Below are 18,671 nucleotides of genomic sequence, written 5' to 3'. Positions count from 1 at the left end.
AAGCACGGGGGCTTTTAACTCTTTTCGCTTCTCTATGTCGGTTATAGGGTGAATCAGACAACAAGGATTCTTTTGTCCTGTTTTGGATAAAAGAATCACTAACATATACTTCTGTTCCATTGATATTTAAAGACAATCATCACGGTCTATTTAAATACATATTCTAAAATACCATTTTCAAGCATCGTTAAATTAAAAAGATAGTCATTGTAATCAAAAGTCTCACGGAGAGGTCTTGTAGTATTTCTCCACCCCAATCCATCAGTAATCCATATAAATTTGCATTTACCCTCTAAAACATCAAATAAATTCCTGTATTCACCAGCCGTAGACTTTAGTTTTGAACCGCCGCCACCGTAAAAGTTTGTTTCAACTATAAATAGTTCTTTACCATCATCTATAACATAATCGTATCTTCGTGAAGATTTATCTACCGGCACATCATAGCCAAATTCTTGTTTAATCTTTGCTGCATTTGATTCTTTCAGGTATCTGAAATTCTTCTTGTCACACAAATCTGCAATGAATGCCTCAACGATATCCTCCATAGCATGACCACCTCTATTTTTTCTACCGTTGCTATCTAATCCAGCTTCTACACCTATCATATAATCAACCAGATTTTTTATTTTTTTATTGACGATCAAATTTTTTAAGCCAGTTTCTTTTACGAAAGTTAAGTATTTTTCAATGTCTCCATCTGTTACTCTATCCTTCGCAAAATCATAATCCTCATAAACGAGTTTCTTGTTTTGATAGTCAACCAAAATTTTAAATTTCTTGTTGTTAGATCCATCTCTAACTACTAAAGCAGGGAGAGCTTTTACAAGCTTTGGGTTTTCTTTAAGTAAAAACCTTAACTCTTTATCAAAATCATCTTTACCTATGAGGTAGTTAAGGTTATTTAGAGCCAGTTCAATTCGTTTAGTATTCCGTAATACTTTGTCCCAATTTACAAAATAAGACCAAAGCATATTGCTGGGCTTTAGATTTGCAATGAGAAAATCATAAACATCCTCGTTGTTTTTGCATCTCAGGACGTCGTTATAAAAAGATAAGTATTTCATAGCTATTTTAGCATTTATTTATTAATTTTAGATTATCCATATCTTCAAATTCTTCAAATCGCTTTATAGATAAATCTAAATATTGTTTTTCAGTGTCAATGCCGATAAAATTTCTGCCGTAGAGATATGCGGCAATTCCTGTCGTCGAACTTCCAGTGAATGGATCTACAATTAAATCGCCTTTGTTTGTGCTTGCTAAAACAATTCTTTTAAGCAAATCAAATGGTTTTTGTGTTGGGTGTTTTCCAAATGTCTTCTCCGTAGGCTTTGGCGTGTTGATTGACCAAACAGTTCTCATCTGCAATCCGGCTTTTTTTAACTGATCTTCCGGCCAGTTTCCATTTTTCATCAATTCATAATTGAAAGTATGCTTTCCTTTTTTATCCTTTCTTGCCCAAAGCAGAGTTTCATGGCTGGCGGTAAAAAAACGGCAGCTTAAATTTGGGGAAGCGTTTGGTTTGAACCATGCAATATCATTCAAAAAATGAAAATTGTTTATTTCCAGAGCAAACCCACATTGATAGATTGAGTGATAAGTCCCGCTGATCCAGATTGACCCGTTTTGTTTTAATACTCGTCTACATGCTTTTATCCACTGAAGATGAAATTCAAAATTATCCCTTGCCCCGTTTGATAAATCCCAGTCTCCCTTTTTAACGCTTACCATTTTCCCGTTTTGACAGGTAAAAGTCCCGCTGGATAAAAAATAAGGCGGATCTGCAAAAATCATATCCACCGAATTTTCAGGCATGGAAGTCAAAATTTCCAGACAATCAGCATGGTATAATTTAAACCCGGTTTTTTCATAATACGGTTGTTGTATAATCATTAAATTAGAGTCATTTTTAACATTGTTTTCCCTCTACTAATCCCTCATCGCTTAGTACCCGCCATGCTTTAACCGCTTTCGCTGTTCCAACACCCACTCACATCTAAGATACTGCGAATCTCTATGCCCTGAACCGTCTGTAATGACGGTATTAATCAATCACGCTATTGTACCATACCAGCAGGGATTTTGTGCTGAGGTAAATTAGACAAACCCTAATTATCTGTCGGCAGCAACGCCAGCGCCTTTAACAGGGCAGTCCTTGCGGCGTGTGAGGTGCCGGGCGGTAAGAGCGTATCGTTTATCTTAAGCCCCACAGGGACATTTCTTTTTATCATGGTCAGAACTGTGTATGTTATGCAGGAGATTCTCTCTTCTTTGTCCGCTATGCCGGTCTTGTCGAAGTCTATCAGCACGGGGTCAAAAGATAATGATGACAGCTCTTTGGTTTTCAGCTTGCCTGAGCGCGCCGTTGCCTTCCAACTGATGTATTTTAACGGGTCGCCTTGTATGTAGTTTCTTATAGAGACTATCTCTGAGTCGAAGCCTGCTTTATCTGACGGCCTTTCGCCCCCTGATTGCATGTTTCTTTCGTACGTACCCGGTAAGCTGCATTTTTTCGGGGCGGGAAAGACGATGAACTCACGGGAGCGGCTTACAGGTGTGCATCGCATGAAAAAATTAAATGGAAATACCGAACAGACATGAATATCAGTGATGGTCTGCGCCCCGCGCGCTTTAAACTGAAATGGAATATGCTTATACTGCGCCGTCTTTGCATCAACAAAAGGAAACAGCACACCGGCGCCATCTGCCGTCACATTAAGCAGGAAGCCCGGCAAGAAGCCGCGATTGTTGGTCAGCGTAATCTTCATCGGGAATTCCACGCCTGCAAAGACCTCAGTGGGGGATTCAATAGAGATGTCAATGTTGCTCAGGTTGCGTTTGCCGAATATCCCCGATACCCCCATAAACCCCAGCATCGCCGCCGTTATCAGATAGATGAGATTATTGCCGGTGTTTGCCGCCGAGACACCCAGAAATATGGACAGCGCTATGTAAATCCAACCGGCCCTGTTTATCCTGATTACGCCGGGGTGGGAAGGTCTTCGATTATGGATTTTACAATCTCCTTCTTTGTGTTTGAATCAATGTCTTCTTTAAACAATACACGATGGGAGATGGTATATGGGGCGAGGGCCTTAATGTCTTCGGGAATGACGAAATCCCGGCCACAGAGATAGGCGTGTGTCTTGGCGGTATTGGTAACAGCAAGCGCCCCCCTCGTTGAAAGCCCCGCGTACAGGTATTTATGTGTCCTCGTTTGCTCTACGATACTCATTGTGTAGCCGAGGATTTTTTCTGATACATATATCTTATCTTTGATGTGGTTTTGTATCTCGACTGCCTCGGACTTATCCATAACAGGCGTGATAGAGTAGAGTTCCTCGCGTCTGCTGCCCCCTCTGAGGATTTGCATCTCGGCCTCTTTGGGCGGGTAGCCAAGTCCGATTTTCAGCATGAACCTGTCAAGCTGCGATTCAGGGAGCGGGAATGTGCCGTACTGTTCGACGGGATTTTGCGTGGCAAGGACAAAAAATGGTTTTACCAGCTTGTATGTCTGCTCCTCTATTGTCACCTGCTTTTCACCCATAGCCTCAAGAAGCGCGCTCTGTGTCTTTGGGGTCGCCCTGTTTATCTCATCAACGAGGACGATATTGCTGAATATCGGTCCCTTGTGAAACTCAAACTCCCCCTTGTTTTTGTTATAAATCGAAAGGCCGGTGATGTCAGATGGAAGGAGGTCGCTCGTGCATTGGATTCGCCCGAAGTCCAGGCCAAGCGCCCTGGCAATGCCAATGGCAAGCGTAGTCTTGCCAAGGCCGGGCATGTCTTCAATCAACAGATGGCCGCGGGAAAAAAACGCGATAAGCGATAACTTAATTGCCGTCTCTTTGCCATGCAGAAACGGCGACAGGCAACTCATTATGCTTAGGATGCGTTCGTTTTTAACTTCAATCTCTCGCGTTTGCATCCCCTTGTTGTCTTCGCCCTATACCAGGGTATTGACAAGATTTCCAAGCTCATCCGTGCCTTGCTGCTGATTAGGCAGATTTTGAATCAACGCCTGCAAGAATGTCTGAAGTGTTGTCTGGCTTGCAGTCTGACTGACAGATGTACTACTGCTGTTGTTGCTTTGCACCGTCTGTATCATGTTCAGAAAATCATTACCCAACAGGGAATCAAGGCCGGCTATACCACCTGTATTTAAGGTAATGCTCTGTATGAGATTTTGCAGGTCTGCCGCCAGGTTTGCAGGAGAAGGGGCACTGCCGCCAGCCGGTGGTGGAGTCCCTTGAGTGTTTTGATCAAGGGCATGAAACAAACTGTGGATAAACGTATGGAGTGCCTGCTGATCGCTGCCGTTATTTGCAGCCGACGTCGCGGCTGGTGTGGCACCGGCCTTAGGATTCTGAGTAATTCCAAGCTGGCTCAAAGTCACCATAACGCTGTTGACAAAGGCGTGATTCTGTCCGCCGCCTGCTGAACCTCCGGTTGTTCCAATACCGCTACTGTCGCCTGTGCCCTGAGCCGTACCGGTATTCTGAATAGGCTGAAGCAATATGGACTGCAGGTACTGCATATAATTAGTATACGCTACACCACCGAATGCTACTCCCTCATCAACGCTGTCAATTGCCATGTTAACCCCCTTTCGCCCTAAACCGCAGTATTAAGGATATTTCCAGAGCCGATGGCATTTACGCCTTGCTGCTGATTAGGCAGATTTTGAATCAACGCCTGCAAAAATGCCTGAAGCGAGGTCAGGCTGCCGGACGTAGCGTTGCCCGCCCCCGCCCCGCCGCTGTTGGCCTGCAGCGTCTGTATAAGGTTCTTGAAAGCGCTGTTTAACTGTGCGTTGCCGCCCCCCGCCGTGCTTGAGTTAAGGCCCTGCAGAAGGTTTTGGAGATTTGTTGTCAGGTCGCTGGTTGTAGTCTGTGCCTGGGTAGCCGGAGCGTTCTGATTAAGCGCTTGAAACAGGCCGTGCATGAAGGCATGGAGCGCCTGCTTATCGCTGTTTGCGCCTGATTGTGTGTTGTCATTGCCGGTGTCGGCTGCCGATGTGGTGGCCGGTGTGGAGCCGGACTGAATGTTCGGAGTAATTCCAAGCTGGCTTAAGGTCTCCATTATGCTGTTTACAAAGGCATTATTATGACCGCCGCCTTTTGAGCCTCCGACTTTTCCATTATCGTTGTTGCCGTCTGTGCCCTGTGCCGTGCCGGTATTCTGAGTAACCTGAAGTAACGTGGACTGCAGATAACTCGTATACGCCATCCCTCCATTTACGCTGTCAACTGCCATATTAACCTCCCTCGTTATTGCAATATTACCTGACCCATTGATATCCTATCGGTTGTATTGCGAGAATTCTTTAGTAAAAAATATAATGTTAAACCTTTTTCGGTGCCCCTGTGTCTAAATCATCAGGCGCGGGAGTAAATGCGTCGAATTCCTTATTGAGGGATTAAGAGGAAGTCAGATGGAGGAGTTAAATGAAGAGATTAGCCGGAGTTATGGTGGTGTTGTGTTTGATGATGTTTGCTGTTACCTGCAACGCCGAAACTGAAGCGCAGGACACAGGCAAGAAGGTTCACAAAAAGGAGATGCACGAGAAATTTAAGGCCGAAAGAAGGAAGAAGCTGCTCAAAGCACTTGACCTTGACAAAGAAACCTCCGCAAAACTCGTGGCCGTACTGGATAGTTACGACAAAAAAAGACACGATGCCATGAAATCCATGAGGGATGATATCAAAGGGCTTAGAGAGGCCGTCAATAACAAGAAAGCTGACGACATAAAGGACTTGATGGGGAAAATAGAAGACAACCATAACGCTCTTAAAGCCACAATGGAATCGGAAAAGACCGAGATAAAGGGTATTCTCACACAAGAACAGCAGGCTAAGCTCTTACTTTTTATGGTGGATTCCCGCAAACAGCACTGGAAGTCTATGTCTGAAAAGCACGGGCATAAGAAAGCAGAGGAAAAATAGTAAATCAAAGGATTAACGACGAAGGGGGGGGCCCCCCCTTCACCCCGTAAATCTCGCCACGTTTTGTCTATTGCGTTTAGGCTGCCGCCGTTGGCGGCCTCAGTACTCCGGCTAAGGGATAGAGATGTCCTCTGATGTCAGCTCCATGGATATGACTTTCGATACACCCGGTACTTCGTTTGTGATGCCGTATATGTAGTCCGCCGCTTCCATCGTCACGCGGTTGTGGGTAATGACTATGAATTGGGTCCTGTCGGCAAGTTCTTTCAACATCAAGGCAAACCGCACGGTGTTTGAGTCGTCAAGGGCGGCGTCCGCCTCGTCAAGGATACACATAGGGGTCGGTTTTATCAAAAAGCCCGCAAAGACCAGCGATATTGCAGATAGGGTCTTCTCTCCGCCTGAGAGCAGGTTTATGTTTTGAAGTTTCTTTTGCGGCGGCTGAACCACTATGTCTATGCCGCACTCCAGTATGTTTGTGGTTTCGGTTAATATAAGCTCCGCCCTGCCGCCACCAAAAAACTTCTTGAATGTCTCGTCAAATTTTAAATTCAACATGTTAAAACCATCGGTTAGTTTTTGCCGCGTCGTTGAGTTTATCTTAGCAATGGCCTCGTCAAGTTCCGCGATTGAGGTTAACAGGTCTTTTTGCTGAGCAAGCAGGAAATCGTAACGTGTGGTCAGCTCCTCGTATTCCTCAATACTTGCAAGGTTTACCTGACCGATTTCTGAGATTTTGCGCCTGAGTACGGCCGTTTTTTCCTCCTGTCCATCCGAAAGAGGCGGCGTTTGCAGGTCGTCTATGTCCTTGCCATAGTTTGTCGCTATAAGGGCCTTTATGTTTTCTATTCTCATGCGCGACTCAGTCAGGCGAAGCTCCAGCCCGGTCACATGCCGCAGTGTCTCTTCGTATTTATGGCGCATAGCGCTAAGGGACGCTTCAAGATCGTGCGATGTCCTTATGTCGCTTTCAATGCTTGTCTTTTGATCTGAAATCATGGCCTTCAGGGCGGCCGCCTGTTCTGTGAGCCGGGCGAGTTTTTTTTCTTCTGTTTGGATTTCGATGATAAGGGCTTCCTGTTTTACGGTGAGGCTGCCTATCTCATTATGGGCATCGGAGACTCTTCGCTGCAGGGTATCGAGCTTTTTTACGTGTGAGTCCTTTTCGGCACGCACCGCCCTGAGCCTTTCTCTCATGCCGGTTATGGAAGACTTTTTCTCGGTAAAGGAGGTGCGAAGAGTCTCAAGGTGGACTTTTTTGTCTGTAACCGTATCCCTCAGCTCTTCTATATAGGCGTTTATCTCGTCCTTACGGGCATGGGCGAGGGTTTCCTCTTCCATGCGTTCTTTTAGTTTATTGTTCAGGGTGTTGATTTCCTTGTCTATCTGCTCGGATTCAACTTTCATGTAGTGCAGTTTTTGCGTGAGGCGATCTTTGTCTTCAATGTGTTTTTTTAGATTAAGTTTCAATATGGAGAGTTCCTTGTCCATGGCAGAGAGGATGTTGTCAATGGTTTGCTGGTCTTTTTTTAGTGCGTCTTGACGAGCAAGGGAGGCGCTGAGGCGTTGTTGCAGGGCTGTCAGCGACACGGTATCCCCAGCAGTCTTGTCCCTGAGTTCTCTGATATTGCGCAGATGTCTTAGGATAGTCCCACTCTTGCCCGTGGTAACAACGCCCGATGCCTCAACGATGTCGCCGTCTAACGTGGCGAAGTGGCATCGGCTGCCCTTTGATAACTGCACAAGGGCCTCTGGTATGTCGCTGACAATGAAATAATTCCCTAAAATTGCCCTTATCATCTGCGCGTATTCGGGCGGTGTCTTAACCACATCAAAGGCGTTGACGGCGTCGCCGGATTGGGCTATAGTGTCATAGCTCTCTTGTTGTGAGTTTACCACAAGTGAGGTGCGCTCTGAGGCGCGTTCTTTTAAGAACCTTACGCCATTGTTCAACGCATCAATGTCTCTGACGATAAAGCCTTTTATCTTTCCGCCAAGGGCGGCCTCCACGGCAATCTCGTACTTTCGGGGGACTTCTATTATGTTTGACAGCAGTGCGATGATTTCGATGTTTTGAGAGAATTCCTTTACGTTTAAATCGCTTGCCGTTATCTCCTCAAGCGATCTAAGCCTCGATGTGTCGGCTGCGAGCGACTCCCTCATGGAGGCAATGTCGGCACGCGTAGAGTCAAGCTCTTTCTGCAGAAGCTCTGCGTCGCTTGTAAGAACGGCTTTCTTTCCCTTGTTTGAGTCAACTGCCTCCTGTCTTTGGAGGATAGTACGCTCTGATTTTTTGATTTCGCTTTCGTGAGTGTCATGTTCGGTGGCCGCGTGTTTAAAAAACGACGACGCGGAGTCCTTTTTTTGCCTTAGTGAACTAATCCCTGACTGAAGGCTTGACGCCGCGTTTCGGATTGTACTTATCTCGTCTGAGATTTTAAACAGGACGCGGTTTTTCTCCCTGAGTTCTTCCTCCACACCATCAAGGGATTCCTCTGTCTGGACGAGCTTGCTCTTGTCGGTCTCAATTGCCTTTTCAAGGGCATTACAAGTGGCGCCTAAATCGGTGTCGGCCTGTGACAGCTCCGCAACCCTGTTCAGTGTCTCGTCTCTTTCGGCGCAATGGCCGCTTATCTGGGCGTTCAGCCTCTCAGTGTGGTCGGTGATATTGTCAATGGCGGAGCGTTTTACGGCCATGTCTTTCTCCAGCATTGATATATCCCTGTCCAGTCCCCTTTGGGAGTCGCTTAGTGCGTCGAGGGCCTTTTGTTTCTCTTCAATGACCCTGCCAGTGGCCTCGCGCGCCGCCTCTTTTTCAGAAATCCCCGCGCCGGTTTCCTGAAGTTCACCGGTGAGCGTGTTGATTTCAGTGGAAAGCCGTGTATATGTGTCCATGAGCAAGGCATAATCCCGTTTTGCGATTGACAGCTCTATGAGACTGAGTTCAGTAGTGAGCGCCTTAAACTTCTCGGCCTTTTTTACCTGTCTGTCAAGTGAGGAGATGGAGCGCTTCACCTCGCTGACAATATCGTTTATCCTGTCAAGATTGGCCTTTGAACGTTCAATTTTGGCAAGCGCCTCAGATTTTCTCACCTTGTACTTCATAACACCAGCAACTTCCTCTATGAGAAAACGCCTCTCAATAGGTTTTGTGTTCAGTATTTCGCTGATTCTGCCCTGCTCTAAGATGGAATAGCTCCTGACCTCAAGCCCTGTGTCAAGAAAAATCTCCCTTACGTCCTTTAAGCGGCAGCGTGTCTTGTTAATATAATACTCACTCTCCCCTGAGCGATAAAGCCTCCTTGTTACCTCAACAATGTTGCCTGTGCCGGAGCTGCCGTTACCGTCTGCCGAATCGGAAAAGGACAGCGTTGCCTCCGCCATGCCCTTTGCCTTTACCTCAGCGGTGCCGTTAAATATAATCTCCTCCATCTTTTCACCGCGAAGGGTCTTGGCGCTCTGTTCACCGAGCACCCACCTGAAGGCATCTACGACATTGCTCTTGCCGCAGCCGTTTGGCCCGACAATACATGTAGTTCCGGGATGCATCGAAAATACCGTCTTGTCGGCGAAAGACTTAAAGCCGTTTATTTCTAATTTGACTATTCTCACTATTCAATATGCTCCGCCAGTTGAGCCGCATACCGCTAAGACAGGCCGAAAGAGATGGCTTAGTATATAACAGCGGCCAGCAAATAGTAAATCATTTAGGCCATTTGTGCAGGGCAATCGCATTAGAAATTGCCCCCTTATTTTTGTCATTCCGGCTTGTCCGGAATCTGTCCTTATGCCTCAGAATATGCACAGTCATTATGAAACTCCCACTAAAGGGAAGATTCCGGACAAGCCGGAATGACGACAAGGGACAAAGCCGGAATGATTGCATAGGTATCTTCTGCTTTATTTTTCTAATGCGATTGCCCTGGCCATTTGTGTCCATTTGCAAAATGAACATACGTGCCCCCGTTGAGTTTCCTCCCCAAAGACCGGATTCCCTTGTCTGTCATTCCTGCAAAAGCAGGAATCCAGAACACTGGAAGTACAGAGAGCGACAGTGTTTTGCAATTGGCTCATTTGACCGTCTATTTATCCACCAAAACGGCGAAATACGCGGCCCATGGCCTCCGGCAGGATTGATAACACATATGCGTAAAACGTGGCGTATTTCCTCATCAGCACGGGCGCTGAGACGCTACCCCTGTATTTCTTTATCAGGTTTAGGTTTGCCCCGACGTATTTTTTAATCCGCGCGCCGGTGTTCTTGCCGTGTATCCTGTAAAACGCCAGCGGCTCGTCTATATATCCTATTTCATATTCAGAGGCGATAGTAAGCCACAAGTCGAAATCCTCGACGGTGGTTAACCCCTTGTCTTCGCTGAATTGAAGGCCATTGCCGTTTCTAAACATCACCGTGAGACAGGATATGTAATTGAAAGACAGAAACAAATCAATAAATATGCCCCTGTGGGTTAAGCCAATTCGCCGCCCCGGTGCCCTTCCCTTTGTATAGGTCAGAACACCGTTTTCCATCGCCGCCGCCTTTGAGTACACCATAAAGACATCCTTATGGGTGCTTAGATAGTTCACCTGTTTTTCAAGTTTGTCCGCAAGCCACAAGTCGTCTGAGTCCAGAAACGCCACATACTCCCCGTGCGCCTCCCTCAGTCCCACATTTCTTGAGGCGGCTATTACGCCATTGTTCTTAAACTTCATGTATCTGATTTGGCCGCACCCAAAGCCGCGCACTATCTCCTCCGTATTGTCGGACGAATAGTTGTCTATCACTATAAGCTCCCAGTTTCGGTATGTCTGCTCCAGCACAGAGTTTATTGACTCAGCAATGAACCCCGCATAGTTATATGTCGGCATGATGATTGACACGAGGGGTGAGCCGTGCTTAGTCATTACGCACGCTCCACGAAGCCTTCACACAGAGACAGGCATCGCCTTATCTCATCGTCCATGCCACCCTCAGGTTGAAACCCCGTTTCTTTTATCTTTTCGATACTATAATTCGTTGGATTCAAAAAGGCATCTGAAGAGACGGCCTCTCCAACCTTTATTTCGCTGATTTCCCGTCCATAGGTCTCTTTGTAAACCCGCCCGACATGCTTGGCCGCCTCCAAAATCGTCATCGGACATTCGCCGCCCAAATTGAATAACCCATCACCCCATTGGCCGTTTAATTCGTAAATGAAATGACCGACGGCGCGTGTTACGTCGTGTATTGATATGAAATCCCTGTACTGTCTGCCGGAGGATTTTAGTGTAAGCGACTTGTGCGTTACGGCCTGGCGGCAGAGGTCGTTAAAGACGAGGATCCAGCGGTTTACCGCCATGTCCGCAGGGGCGCCGTATGCGTTTGACAGTCGGAAAATCACAGTGTTCATTGCGTTATACCGTCTGAACTGATCAACAAACCCCTCGGCCGCCGCGTGTGTGGTTGCGTACGGGTGATATGGCCGTATTGGGGTGTCTTCTGTTATCAGGGGCAGCGCAAGGTTCTCTCCATAGACGTGAATCGTTGAAAAATATATGAAATTCCTTACGCCATGCTCAGAGGCCGCCCTAAGCAGCCGGAATGTCCCCTCCGCGTTTATCCTCATCGCCGAGACAGGCTCACGCATTGAGTCAATTTCGTTTAACGCGGCAAGATGGACTATTGCATCAGCGCCATTGACGGCTCGTTTGATTGATTGCTCATCGCTGAGCGACATATTGAGCGTGTTAAATGCTGAACACCACGCCGGAAGGTCTTCGTTTTTTGTAGTTGTGATGGTTATGTCAGAGTTGGGATATTTTTCCTTCAGATACAGGGCTGTCCTGCCGCCAATAAATCCCCTGCCCCCGGTTATCAGTATGTGCATTATGTCGGCCACCGGTACGGGATAATGGGGGTGTCGGGGTCACACACCTCTGCCTCGGTGGGGTCGTGAGGCTCAGTAGCGCAGTTGACCAAAATCGCAATGCCTTCTGAGATACCCATAAAACCGCTCCACACAAGCGGCGGCACATGCACCAGGCAGTAGTTGCCCTCGCCGATTATGAACTCATCCACAAGCCCCAGGGTCGGAGAGCCTGTCCTGCCGTCATAGATAACAAGCCTGATTTTCCCAAACGGGACTGCCAGATTAAGCGCCATTTTCGTGTGCAGTTTCCACGCCTTTACAGAGCCTGGATTCACTACCGAGAAATATACCTCACCAAAGCGCTCAAACAGCGGGTCGTCGCGCCTCAGCATGTGCATCACCTTGCCGCGGGCGTCTTCTATTTGTTTCAACTGGGAGACGACGATTCCTTCTATCATCTGCCGCCTACGGCCCAGCGTATTGTCTTATTAGCTGCCGCAACGATATAGCGCTCTATTTGCCGCATGGACAACTCAAACATATCCTCCTTACCCTCGTAATAACTCTTGTACCAAACCGCGGTTAGCCCGACGGTCTCCTTAAAATTGAGGGCGGCGTGCCACTTGAGCTTCTGCAGCGCCTTGTCGCACGAGAGCTTCAAAAGCGAACTCTCCCTGATTTCCGAACCCTCGTGTCTCATCAGACAGACTCCCCAGTGAGCCATAAACTCTGAGATAAGCTCGCCAACCGAGTGGTTAGCCCTCGCGTCAGGGCCGAAATTGAATGCCTCGCCTGAGGCAATGCCCAATGATAGGAGCCGCGCCCCAAGCTGCAAGTAGCCGCTTAGGGGTTCAAGCACGTGCTGCCAGGGCCTTGTTGCGTTTGGATTTCGCATGACGGCCTCCCGGCCCTGTGACCATGCCCTTACGCAGTCGGGGATTATCCTGTCCCGCGCCCAATCACCCCCGCCTATGACGTTGCCGGCGCGCGCCGTTGCCAGTCGCGGGGCGTCTGGTCCCTGAAAAAACGACGCACAGTATGATTTAAAGACAATCTCGGCACATGCCTTAGAGGCGCTATAAGGATCATCACCGCCCAGCGTGTCGTTTTCCCTGTAGCCCCAGTACCACTCCTTGTTGAGGTAGCACTTGTCGCTCGTTACGACAACGGCGGCACGAACACTTTCACAATTTTTAATACATTGCAGGACATTGGCCGTGCCCTGGACATTCGTGCTGAAAGTCAGAAGCGGGTCTTCGTGGGAGAGTCTGACAATTGGCTGCGCCGCAAGATGAAAGACCATATCGGGGCGAAATGTCGTAAGAGCCCCTGTTAAGGCCGCATAATCCCTTATATCACCTTCAAAATTGTGTATCTTATTATTAAGTTTGAGCACATCGTAATTGCACGGCTCTGACGGTAGATACGCCGAAAACCCCGCCACCTTCGCCCCAAGCCCCAAAAGCCACAGCACAAGCCACGACCCCTTAAAGCCCGTGTGTCCGGTAACCAGTACGCGCCGACCATCATAGACACCGCCAAAAAGGTCTTTTCTTATCACCGGCTTGCCACATGGCCAGGAGAAAGCGCAGTTGAGTTAAAATTGCCTATGCAGTTAAATCGGTCGAGAAAAAAACTGGATTCCTGCTTTCGCAGGAATGACAGACAAGAAATACATGAACAAACAGATTTGTCATTCCTGCGAAAGCAGGAATCCAGATGACCCTCTGTCGGCGTTAACTTCATAGGCATTAAGCCTAATCCTGCCACAGTTTCCATGGCGGACTTCCCGTTTCCCACATATCTTTCAGATAATTATAGTCCCTGAACGTGTCCATACACTGCCAAAATCCCTTGTGGTGAAACACCCTCAACTGCCCATCTTTGGCTAGTCTCTCAAGGGGCAGTTTCTCCAGCACACAGCCGTCATCGTCATGGAGATAATCAAAAAACTCTTTTTTAAATACAAAATAGCCACCGCTTATGGCACTTCCCCCGTAGTCCGGCTTTTCCATGAATGAGACAACCCTGTCATGTTCTATCAGAAGCTCACCATATCTGGACGGTGGCACAACACCCGTAACCGTGCCGATTTTGCCGTGTCCCTTATGAAAACTAATCAGCTCATTAATATTCAAATCCGTAACGCCGTCGCCATAGGTAAGCATAAACAAATCCCCGCTGACGTATTTTTCTACGCGCTTGAGGCGAGCACCGGTCATCGCGTTAAGCCCCGTGTCGGCAAGCGTTATCTTCCACCCCTCATATTGAAGGGCATTGCGGGGATGGAAGGTGATTTCCTTGCTGTGCAGGTCTATTGTAAAATCATTTGTGAGCATTTCGTAGCGATAGAAATAATCCTTTATCTGCTGCCCCTTGTAGCCGAGGCAGAGGACAAATTCCTTGTATCCATGATGGGCATAGCACTTCATAATGTGCATCAGGACAGGCATCTGGCCGATTTCAACCATCGCCTTGGGTTTAAATTCAGTCTCTTCACGCAGGCGCGTACCTTGCCCGCCACATAAAATAACGACCTTCATATATTATTTTTTGCCTTTACCATCTATGGTTAATAAATAATCCCTAAGTTTAATCACGGCCATTGCGCGATGGCTGATTCTATTTTTTACGTCGCTGCCAAGTTCAGCAAATGTCTTGTCGTAACCGGCGGGGACAAAGACCGGGTCATATCCGAATCCTGCGCTACCCATAGGCTCAGTGGTGATAGAACCTGCTACCTCACCCTCAAAAAATAGCGACTTCCCCCCCATTATAAAGCAAAATACGCTGACGAATCTTGCAGTACGATTGGGAGCCGGGATGTCCTGCATAAAATCCATGAGCGCGTTAACATTATCCTCGTCGCTTGCATTGACACCGTCCACATCAGAGGCAAAGCGGGCTGAAAACACTCCGGGTGAGCCATCAAGGGCGTCAACCTCAAGCCCTGAGTCCTCGGCAACAACAGGGTTTGGCCTTTGTTCATAAACGGCCATTGCCTTGGCATAGGCGTTCTTATAATACGTATCCCCATCTTCGGCAACCGTGCCCATTACATCTGCGGCACTAGTAAACTCAATGCCAGTACCGGCAAACAGAGAGTTTAACTCCCGCACCTTCCCCTGATTTTTAGTTGCCAGAAACAGATTCATCTCCAAGTACCTCCTTTTGTATCCCGACGAGCTTCTCAATACCCACACGCGCAAGATCGAGCAGTTCATTCAGGGTTTTCCCTGTAAATGGGGAGCCTTCGGCCGTCCCCTGGACTTCCACATACTTGCCGGAGCCTGTCATTACTATATTCATATCCACATCGGCGTCTTTATCTTCCACATAACACAAGTCAAGCATGGGCTGCCCGTCCACCACGCCCACGCTTACCGCGGCGACATAGTCTATTGGAGGAATCTTTTTGATCATACCGTTTCTCATGGCAAAACGAAGCGCGTCAATGAAGCACACATAGGCACCCGTTATTGAGGCGGTTCTGGTGCCTCCGTCTGCCTGAATCACGTCACAGTCAATGATGAAAGACCTCTCGCCAAGCAGTGAAAGGTCAATTACGCTTCGCATGGCGCGCCCTATGAGGCGCTGAATTTCCAGCGTACGGCCATTTGGTTTGGCGCTGCGCCCCTCTCTGTTCATACGCGTGTGGGTTGAGCGCGGCAGCATTCCATACTCGGCGGTTACCCAGCCCTTCCCCTTGTCCTTTAGAAACGGCGGCACGGTCTCCTCTATCGTCGCAGTGCAGATTACCCTTGTAGAGCCTGCCTCAATCAGTGCCGAACCCTCGGCATACCTGACGGCACCCCTGGTTATCTTTACCGGCCTTAACTCCGAATTTGCCCTTCCGTCTTCTCTCATACGCCTCCATTGCACTGCTTGTTTTTTAAGGCTATGGCCTTCTCCTCCAGCGACGCAATCTCTATCCTTGTAATATCCTCTAATGAATCAAGCATAAAACGCTTGCCGATTTCCTGAAACCTGTCAGGACAGTCCGTAACGTAGTATTTTCTGAACACCGGAGTGCCCGCCGCCTTCAGCAAACCCGACGATGTCAGTATGTCAGTGACGTTTTTTGCCTTTTCGATAGCGGAGTCTATCAGGACAACACCGTCTCCCATTACTTTTTTTATCACCCTTTTCAGCAGTGGATAGTGCGTGCATCCCAGCACAAGGGTATCTATATTGGTGCGCTTCATCTCGGTCAAATATCTGCGCGCAACTAACTCGACCACCTCGTCATCAAGCCACCCCTCCTCAACAAGGGGTACAAACAGAGGACATGAGCTTTCAATTACCACGATGCCTGGTGCGATTTTCCGGATTGTCCTGCCATATGCACCGCTTTTTATGGTAGCCTCTGTGCCTATTACCCCTACGCGGCCGTTTTTGGTTGCCATAGCCGCAGCCCGTGCGCCAGGCTCTATAACGCCCATCACTGGTATCTTAAACGCGGCTCTTATTATATCAAGGCTTACTGCGGATGCCGTGTTGCAGGCTATTATTAACAGCTTTATACCTTTTTCCACAAGAAACGCGCTATTTTCAAGCGAATACTTGATAACGGTCTCGGCTGAGCGTATGCCGTATGGCACCCTCGCGGTATCCCCCATGTAGATAGTGCTTTCTGCGGGCAGACGGGCATGTATCTCCTTCAGAACCGTCAGACCGCCCACTCCAGAGTCAAATATCCCTATCGGCATATCAGCCATGTTGTCGAATTTCATCAAATTTTTGCCTCTTGTGTGGCTATTCTTTTTATGGGGGAACTGATGTCATAGTGTCCTCCTATTGTTTCCTCTTCCTTTCCATTTATAAGAATCTTCACGTCATCAAGTTCCACGTTAGAGGTGGCCGTCTCGTATATACTCTTTATTATCAGAAATTCCTTCAGGGCATCACCCTGAAAGTTCTTTTTTATCTCAGCCGAGAGATCCACGTAGAGTATTTTATCAATGCCATAGTAGATTCCCAGTACCCTGGCGTTTGATGGAAAGGCCTCTTTGTTGGGTATCGCATTGAGATTAAAAAGCTCTCCTATGGCGGTCTCCGCTATTTTCATCGTATCAAAGGTCTGCTTAATCTTTATAATCATGATGTTAAGGGCCGCCCCTTCGGGGTAGAACACCTTTACGTCCCGGGCGTCGCTTACGAGTTTCTCCCTCTCCTTCAGCGCTATCAGGCTTGTTGCGCCTGAGCGGTGGTCGTCTTTCCACATTATATAATAATATACGACCGTTGTGCCAACTATTAGTACGATTAGCGGCAAAACTACAAGAAATATTAACCTACTTTTTCGCATATTCTGAAATCGCCTTAATTATAGCATCCGATATGGAATTAATCGAATCGTCATTATATGTAAAAGAAGCCGGATTTGGTATCTCAATCATGATGGCCGGCGCGGCCGTGCCGCTGAGTATTGGAACTGGCATTTCCCTATAGACAGTCTGCATTTTGAATTTCTCGTTAAACGCGCTGCCGACCGCCTTTGAAAGCGCCCTGGTCTTTTCGACATAGGCGGAACCCGCGTAAGCGGTGCTATACGCCATCTCCGGCCCTGACATGGCTGCCGGAAAGCTGCTCGTATATATGGCAAATTGGCCAGAGGCCGAAACATGTATGCTGATAAACAAATTCGGCCTGTATTTACGAATATCTATAAGTCGCTGAGCAAGGGACATGGCCGAGTCGTCCTTTCTGATGATGGCAACCCTGCTGGCCTTGCCACCTATGCGTTTGGCCAGATCGGCACATACGGACAGGGAAAGGTCGCTTTCCTTAAACTGCCCTGAGATTATTCCCGTGTCAACGCCGCCATGTCCGGCGTCTAACAAGATACTCAGCCCCGCGGTTTCGTTAGTTTGTGCCAACGCGGGTGACTGTGCCGACAGGGTGCCGCCGGTTATATACGCGTCTATAACCAGACGTGGAGGGCCTGAGTATCGTGATACCTTTATTTTCCCGACATTCTTTATATTTAAATAGAGACTGTTGTCCTTCCGGATAATATTAACCACCTCCGGCGGGGCTACTCCCTCAAATGAAAAATTATCAGGGAAATCAATCTTAACGATACTATATGATTCGTTGACCGTGGCCAAGCTTATCAGAGAGTCGTTTGAGCCTTGAAACACAAACCTTAAAAAATCGTTTTTCTCGTTGAAGCGCATAACAACATGCCCAGCCTCCGCACCGTACGCACTAAAAGAGAGGCTAAACATGAAAACTACGAACATACCGGCATTCTTAATGGCATAAGATCTATTCATGACGTATATATTGGCGTATTTACAAGAAGTTTTTCAAGTGGTTTATTCACCACGTCCTTAATGGTTGTTGATTTTACTTATAGTATTATGAGACAATAGCAATGTGGGATGATTGCCATATGCATTTAGCCGTTGTCAGTTAGCTTTGGGCGGTTAGCTCAGCTGGGAGAGCATCACGTTCGCAACGTGGGGGTCGGGGGTTCGAATCCCCTACCGTCCAATATTGTTATTCTTATATATCAAGAACTTATCTCTTCATACCCCTCAAAAATACCGTCACCAAACCGTCACCAGCTATTTTTTAGGGTATTGATTTCATCAGAATATTATTTCGATTGTTATAACTATGCGGCCAGTTTTGCAAATCTTATCAGGTGATTTTGCAAAAATTTCTTATTTTGTCAATATCCTGACGTTTTCGCCTCAAACTTCCAGTCTCGTTATCAATAATTCCTGATCAAAAGCTCTGTCACCTTTTTCTTGTGACTCATGTTGTATGTGGTTTCGACCTCCTCTATGGTAAACTCGCTGTAGAGCTGTCTAAGGGACTGTCAATAAATAAGTGTTACAAAGATGATCGTGGAGAGATGGAGTAG

18 protein-coding genes and 1 tRNA gene are annotated in these 18,671 nt (G+C 47.5%); 2 read left to right on the top strand and 17 right to left on the bottom strand.

Annotation, left to right across the window (positions count from 1 at the left end):
* Positions 1-146: 146 nt before the first annotated feature.
* The 6 genes from AB7D94_RS10460 to AB7D94_RS10435 all read right to left on the bottom strand — a co-directional run bounded on the left by AB7D94_RS10460 (position 147) and on the right by AB7D94_RS10435 (position 5,259).
* A complete protein-coding gene (locus AB7D94_RS10460; RefSeq protein WP_420265799.1) occupies positions 147-1,067 on the bottom strand; it encodes a type II restriction endonuclease in 921 nt (306 codons plus the stop codon).
* A gap of 7 nt (positions 1,068-1,074) precedes the next feature.
* The gene (locus AB7D94_RS10455) at positions 1,075-1,896 is read right to left on the bottom strand and encodes a DNA-methyltransferase (RefSeq protein ID WP_420265798.1); all 822 of its coding nucleotides are present in this window, start codon (positions 1,894-1,896) and stop codon (positions 1,075-1,077) included.
* 215 nt (positions 1,897-2,111) lie between these two features.
* Positions 2,112-2,879, bottom strand: coding sequence for a DUF58 domain-containing protein (locus AB7D94_RS10450; protein ID WP_420265797.1), 768 nt, complete (start codon positions 2,877-2,879; stop codon positions 2,112-2,114).
* Between the two features lie 104 nt (positions 2,880-2,983).
* A complete protein-coding gene (locus tag AB7D94_RS10445; RefSeq protein ID WP_420265796.1) occupies positions 2,984-3,931 on the bottom strand; it encodes an AAA family ATPase in 948 nt (315 codons plus the stop codon).
* Positions 3,932-3,949: 18 nt separating this feature from the next.
* Positions 3,950-4,600: a hypothetical protein gene (locus tag AB7D94_RS10440; protein ID WP_420265795.1), complete on the bottom strand. Its 651-nt coding sequence runs from the start codon at positions 4,598-4,600 to the stop codon at positions 3,950-3,952.
* 17 nt (positions 4,601-4,617) lie between these two features.
* The gene (locus tag AB7D94_RS10435) at positions 4,618-5,259 is read right to left on the bottom strand and encodes a hypothetical protein (RefSeq protein ID WP_420265794.1); all 642 of its coding nucleotides are present in this window, start codon (positions 5,257-5,259) and stop codon (positions 4,618-4,620) included.
* 191 nt (positions 5,260-5,450) lie between these two features.
* Between AB7D94_RS10435 and AB7D94_RS10430 the strand changes: the two genes are divergently transcribed.
* Entirely contained in the window at positions 5,451-5,948 is a 498-nt protein-coding gene (locus AB7D94_RS10430) for a hypothetical protein (protein ID WP_420265793.1), read from the top strand.
* A gap of 111 nt (positions 5,949-6,059) precedes the next feature.
* Here the strand turns inward: AB7D94_RS10430 and smc are convergent, their stop codons facing one another.
* The 11 genes from smc to AB7D94_RS10375 all read right to left on the bottom strand — a co-directional run bounded on the left by smc (position 6,060) and on the right by AB7D94_RS10375 (position 18,075).
* Positions 6,060-9,560, bottom strand: a complete 3,501-nt coding sequence (gene smc, locus AB7D94_RS10425) for a chromosome segregation protein SMC (RefSeq protein WP_420265792.1) — start codon at positions 9,558-9,560, stop codon at positions 6,060-6,062.
* A 474-nt stretch (positions 9,561-10,034) separates the two neighbouring features.
* Positions 10,035-10,853, bottom strand: a complete 819-nt coding sequence (locus tag AB7D94_RS10420; protein WP_420265790.1) for a glycosyltransferase family 2 protein — start codon at positions 10,851-10,853, stop codon at positions 10,035-10,037.
* Complete coding sequence (locus AB7D94_RS10415; protein ID WP_420265789.1) at positions 10,853-11,815, bottom strand: NAD-dependent epimerase/dehydratase family protein; 963 nt, start codon at positions 11,813-11,815, stop codon at positions 10,853-10,855. The genes AB7D94_RS10420 and AB7D94_RS10415 overlap by 1 nt, the downstream gene beginning before the upstream one ends.
* On the bottom strand, positions 11,815-12,255 hold the full coding sequence (locus tag AB7D94_RS10410; protein WP_420265788.1) for a dTDP-4-dehydrorhamnose 3,5-epimerase family protein: 441 nt from the start codon (positions 12,253-12,255) through the stop codon (positions 11,815-11,817). Before AB7D94_RS10410 ends, AB7D94_RS10415 begins: the two co-directional genes overlap by 1 nt.
* Complete coding sequence (gene rfbG, locus AB7D94_RS10405; protein ID WP_420265787.1) at positions 12,252-13,358, bottom strand: CDP-glucose 4,6-dehydratase; 1,107 nt, start codon at positions 13,356-13,358, stop codon at positions 12,252-12,254. Before rfbG ends, AB7D94_RS10410 begins: the two co-directional genes overlap by 4 nt.
* 196 nt (positions 13,359-13,554) lie before the next feature.
* Positions 13,555-14,340: a glucose-1-phosphate cytidylyltransferase gene (gene rfbF / locus AB7D94_RS10400; RefSeq protein ID WP_420265786.1), complete on the bottom strand. Its 786-nt coding sequence runs from the start codon at positions 14,338-14,340 to the stop codon at positions 13,555-13,557.
* A 3-nt stretch (positions 14,341-14,343) separates the two neighbouring features.
* Positions 14,344-14,952: an RdgB/HAM1 family non-canonical purine NTP pyrophosphatase gene (gene rdgB, locus AB7D94_RS10395; RefSeq protein WP_420265785.1), complete on the bottom strand. Its 609-nt coding sequence runs from the start codon at positions 14,950-14,952 to the stop codon at positions 14,344-14,346.
* Complete coding sequence (gene rph / locus AB7D94_RS10390) at positions 14,930-15,664, bottom strand: ribonuclease PH (protein WP_420265784.1); 735 nt, start codon at positions 15,662-15,664, stop codon at positions 14,930-14,932. The genes rdgB and rph overlap by 23 nt, the downstream gene beginning before the upstream one ends.
* Positions 15,661-16,530 (bottom strand): glutamate racemase, encoded by an 870-nt coding sequence (murI, locus tag AB7D94_RS10385; RefSeq protein WP_420265783.1) that lies wholly within the window; start codon positions 16,528-16,530, stop codon positions 15,661-15,663. The genes rph and murI overlap by 4 nt, the downstream gene beginning before the upstream one ends.
* Complete coding sequence (locus tag AB7D94_RS10380; protein WP_420265781.1) at positions 16,530-17,105, bottom strand: GerMN domain-containing protein; 576 nt, start codon at positions 17,103-17,105, stop codon at positions 16,530-16,532. The genes murI and AB7D94_RS10380 overlap by 1 nt, the downstream gene beginning before the upstream one ends.
* Entirely contained in the window at positions 17,092-18,075 is a 984-nt protein-coding gene (locus AB7D94_RS10375; RefSeq protein WP_420265780.1) for an N-acetylmuramoyl-L-alanine amidase family protein, read from the bottom strand. The genes AB7D94_RS10380 and AB7D94_RS10375 overlap by 14 nt, the downstream gene beginning before the upstream one ends.
* 147 nt (positions 18,076-18,222) lie before the next feature.
* On the opposite strand from AB7D94_RS10375, the gene AB7D94_RS10370 reads away from it, so the two are divergent.
* A tRNA-Ala gene (locus AB7D94_RS10370) sits at positions 18,223-18,295 on the top strand.
* The last annotated feature ends 376 nt before the right edge of the window (positions 18,296-18,671 follow it).

Source organism: Candidatus Magnetominusculus dajiuhuensis (assembly GCF_046044395.1).
GTDB classification, from domain to species: Bacteria; Nitrospirota; Thermodesulfovibrionia; order Thermodesulfovibrionales; family Magnetobacteriaceae; genus Magnetominusculus; species Magnetominusculus dajiuhuensis.
This window is presented reverse-complemented; position numbering and strand designations above follow the sequence as displayed.

Excerpts from the sequence above, each read along its gene's own strand:
- rdgB (WP_420265785.1), bottom strand. The coding sequence starts at position 14,952 with ATGAATCTGTTTCTGGCAACTAAAAATCAGGGGAAGGTGCGGGAGTTA.
- rph (WP_420265784.1), bottom strand. The coding sequence starts at position 15,664 with ATGAGAGAAGACGGAAGGGCAAATTCGGAGTTAAGGCCGGTAAAGATA.
- AB7D94_RS10445 (WP_420265796.1), bottom strand. The coding sequence starts at position 3,931 with ATGCAAACGCGAGAGATTGAAGTTAAAAACGAACGCATCCTAAGCATA.
- rfbF (WP_420265786.1), bottom strand. The coding sequence starts at position 14,340 with ATGAAGGTCGTTATTTTATGTGGCGGGCAAGGTACGCGCCTGCGTGAA.
- AB7D94_RS10430 (WP_420265793.1), top strand. The coding sequence starts at position 5,451 with ATGAAGAGATTAGCCGGAGTTATGGTGGTGTTGTGTTTGATGATGTTT.
- AB7D94_RS10380 (WP_420265781.1), bottom strand. The coding sequence starts at position 17,105 with ATGCGAAAAAGTAGGTTAATATTTCTTGTAGTTTTGCCGCTAATCGTA.
- AB7D94_RS10450 (WP_420265797.1), bottom strand. The coding sequence starts at position 2,879 with ATGCTGGGGTTTATGGGGGTATCGGGGATATTCGGCAAACGCAACCTG.
- AB7D94_RS10420 (WP_420265790.1), bottom strand. The coding sequence starts at position 10,853 with ATGACTAAGCACGGCTCACCCCTCGTGTCAATCATCATGCCGACATAT.
- AB7D94_RS10455 (WP_420265798.1), bottom strand. The coding sequence starts at position 1,896 with ATGATTATACAACAACCGTATTATGAAAAAACCGGGTTTAAATTATAC.
- AB7D94_RS10440 (WP_420265795.1), bottom strand. The coding sequence starts at position 4,600 with ATGGCAATTGACAGCGTTGATGAGGGAGTAGCATTCGGTGGTGTAGCG.
- AB7D94_RS10415 (WP_420265789.1), bottom strand. The coding sequence starts at position 11,815 with ATGCACATACTGATAACCGGGGGCAGGGGATTTATTGGCGGCAGGACA.
- AB7D94_RS10435 (WP_420265794.1), bottom strand. The coding sequence starts at position 5,259 with ATGGCAGTTGACAGCGTAAATGGAGGGATGGCGTATACGAGTTATCTG.
- murI (WP_420265783.1), bottom strand. The coding sequence starts at position 16,530 with ATGAAATTCGACAACATGGCTGATATGCCGATAGGGATATTTGACTCT.
- AB7D94_RS10460 (WP_420265799.1), bottom strand. The coding sequence starts at position 1,067 with ATGAAATACTTATCTTTTTATAACGACGTCCTGAGATGCAAAAACAAC.
- AB7D94_RS10375 (WP_420265780.1), bottom strand. The coding sequence starts at position 18,075 with ATGAATAGATCTTATGCCATTAAGAATGCCGGTATGTTCGTAGTTTTC.
- AB7D94_RS10410 (WP_420265788.1), bottom strand. The coding sequence starts at position 12,255 with ATGATAGAAGGAATCGTCGTCTCCCAGTTGAAACAAATAGAAGACGCC.